General features: G+C 39.9%; 2 protein-coding genes. One reads left to right on the top strand and one right to left on the bottom strand.

The window, feature by feature from the left end; genetic code table 11:
- The first annotated feature begins 143 nt into the window (after window positions 1–143).
- Window positions 144–1,229: an Ldh family oxidoreductase gene (locus AC1DPQ_RS22840; protein WP_477582193.1), complete on the top strand. Its 1,086-nt coding sequence runs from the start codon at window positions 144–146 to the stop codon at window positions 1,227–1,229.
- A 481-nt stretch (window positions 1,230–1,710) separates the two neighbouring features.
- Here the strand turns inward: AC1DPQ_RS22840 and AC1DPQ_RS22835 are convergent.
- A partial coding sequence (locus AC1DPQ_RS22835; protein WP_477610971.1) for a PA14 domain-containing protein occupies window positions 1,711–3,092 on the bottom strand: 1,382 nt, incomplete at its 5' end.

Genomic DNA, 3,092 nt, shown 5'->3' with positions numbered 1-3,092 from the left:
ACTGGGAGGCGATTTTACTGTTTTATTGCCGTAATTTATTTTTAGATTCGTCATGCTGTCCCGAATATTCGGGATCAGCATCTATCAAGGAAAACCCTGATCCCGATTTAAAATCGAGACAGGATGACGACAAATAGTATACTATGAATTTCATCACTTTTACCGAAACCAACCTTAGAGCTTTTACCTTTAGCGTTTTTAAAAAAATGGGCTGTTCTGATGAGCATGCCGATTTAGCAACCGATGTATTAATCCGTTCAGATTTACGTGGAATCGACTCGCATGGCGTTGCCCGTTTAAGCGGTTATGTACTCCTTTGGGAAAAGAAAAGGATAAATGCTACGCCCGATATTAAAATCGTACATGAAACACCAACTACTGCCACTGTAGATGGCGATGCAGGTTTAGGCTTAGTGGTTGCACCATTTGCCATGAAAGTTGCTATAGAAAAAGCAGAAAAATACGGTAGCGGATGGGTATCGGTTAAAAATTCCAATCACTTCGGTATTGCAGGCTACCATGCTTTAATGGCGGTAGAAAAGGATATGATCGGAATCAGTATGACCAACGCAAGTCCTTTGGTAGCCCCTACTTATGCTAACGAACGTTTATTGGGTACAAACCCCATGTGTTATGCCTTCCCAGCCGGAAAATACCCACCAGTAATTGTAGATATGGCCACAGCAGCGGCAGCAAACGGAAAACTGGAAATTGCCCAAAGAGCAAACAAAAGTATTCCGGATGGTTGGGTCCAGGATAAAAGTGGGGAAAACTCTACCGATCCGAACGAATTAAAAAATGGCGGTTCGCTCCTTCCTTTGGGCAGTGATAAAGATCATGGCAGTCATAAAGGTTATGGGTTAAGTGCTACGGTCGATATTTTATCAGCGGTGTTATCTGGCGCGAATTATGGCCCTTGGGTGCCTCCTTTTGTGGCTTTCTTAGAACCATCGGCCAATCCGGTTGGCGAAGGACTTGGCCACTTTCTGGGCGCTATGCGCGTAGATGGTTTCAGACCAGCTGCAGACTTCAAAAATCATTTAGATAATTGGGTAGAACGCTTTAAAAGTGCAAAAACGATAGATCCTGATAAAAAGGTAATCATCCCTGGCGAACCTGAACATGAATTTGAGCAGGAAAGGAAAATCAGCGGTATTCCGATCATTGATGTTGTGGTAAAGGATCTGAATGAACTTGCAGTGAAATTGGGTATTGAAGAATTAAAATAACTTCATTTAACCGCAAAGGGCGCTGAGAAGAAAGCACTAAGTTCGCAAAGTTGGGTGCAGCAATTCTATTTTTCCTTAAAGATCCTTCGATTACGCTACCAATTACAGGTTTAGAAAATCAGTCGTCATTTCGACTGAAGCCTAGCGAAATGGAGAAATCTTTTAACATACTTCATTCAAAGATTTCTCCACTGCGGTCGAAATGACGATTCTACGGACCTGTCATCACCCCTCCTTTGTTTTTTCTAAAACTAACCTCTCAGGATGACGATCGAATGAAAATTTCATGTTTTCCGTGTTTCCGCAGCAAAAACACTTAGGTGAGTTCATTATTCATTCTACTGCTTCAATAGATCCTGAAATAAATTCAGGAGGACGGATGTAAGAAAACACGGATTAGAATAAAAAAGCCACAGATTTAACCAGAATCTGCGGCAACTATTAATGATATGGTTTATACCTAACCATAGGAGGTCTTTTTTTAAGGCTTAACAGTTAAGTTATCTTTTAAGTAAAGTGATTTACTTGATGATCCGATCATAATTCTATACTGCCCTGGAGTTACTTCCCATACATTATTGATATTGAGTGTTTGCAGCACCTCTTTATCCAGTTTGAATGAAATTACCTTTGTTTCACCAACCTTTAAATGTACCCTCTGAAAAGCCCTCAATGCAAGAACTGGCTGTGCCAATTTGCTCAACAAAGGTCTCATATACAACTGCACCACTTCTTCACCATCATAATTGCCAGTATTTTTAAGCTCGAAGCTTAAGTTAGTGGTTTCATTTTTAGCAATACTTTTACGGTTAAACTTCAAATTGTTATAAGAAAAGTTGGTATAACTTAATCCATATCCAAATGGGAAAAGTGGTTCCCCGCTTAAGTTGTTATAATCATCGCCTCTTCCAGTAGGTTTATGGTTGTAAACCAATGGTAACTGCGATTCATCTATCGGGTAAGTAATTGGAAGTTTACCTGACGGATTTATCTTGCCAAGCAGTACATCTGCAATGGCGCTACCTCCTGCTTCGCCTGGGTACCAAACATTTAAAACTGCGCTTACTTTATTTAACCAAGGCTGCATATTGATCGCACTTCCACCGGTTAATACCACAATAATAGGTTTCCCGGTTTTTACGAGTTCTCCCAGTAGCATTTCTTGATTACCAGGCAGGTTTAACATCGCCCGATCTAAAAACTCTCCTTCTTTTATGCCTGCAACAAATACGATTGCATCGTTGTTTTTTGCAGCAGCCACCGCATCAGTTATTYCGTTTGATTTCCTGATATTATAATCCCAGATCAGTTTGATTTTACCATTGCCTTTAGGTTCAAAAAATTCGATCTTAATTGCATACTCCTTATTTTTCTCAAAATGAAATGGAACGGTTTTCGTATTGAAAGATTTTTTATCCCAATTATCGATAAGTAACTGGTTATCCAGGTATAATCGGTAACCATCATTTCCCTCCAATCCGATATTAACATCAACATTCTGTGGCACCTTAATTTTACCGGCCCACCTTACCGAATAATCATCCAATTGGAGCTGCTCGTCTGGCGGATATAACGTCCAACTGAAATTAACAGCCTTATCATTTACTTCTTTAATTGGGTTTCCTGAAAATTGAAGCCCTTTGTAATAGCTTCCCATTAATCCTGCTTTCTGATTGGCAGAAAGAAACTGACTATCTATCGGAATATAAGATTGCAGATCCCGGCTACTGCCTTTTACATAATTAACCTTAACGTTATTGGATACGGCATTTTTTAAGCCCTCCAATATATTTATTTTATTGTTTCCGGTACCGCTATAGCCACCTAATCTGGCTTCAACAGCATCTTCCCCTACCAGTAAGA

Source organism: Pedobacter sp. 01T416_2, from assembly GCF_056398925.1.
The sequence above is the reverse complement of the archived record's forward strand: the minus strand, read 5'-3'. Positions and strand labels throughout refer to the sequence as shown.

Coding starts and splice junctions, on each gene's coding strand:
- AC1DPQ_RS22840 (WP_477582193.1), top strand. CDS start 144: ATGAATTTCATCACTTTTACCGAAACCAACCTTAGAGCTTTTACCTTT.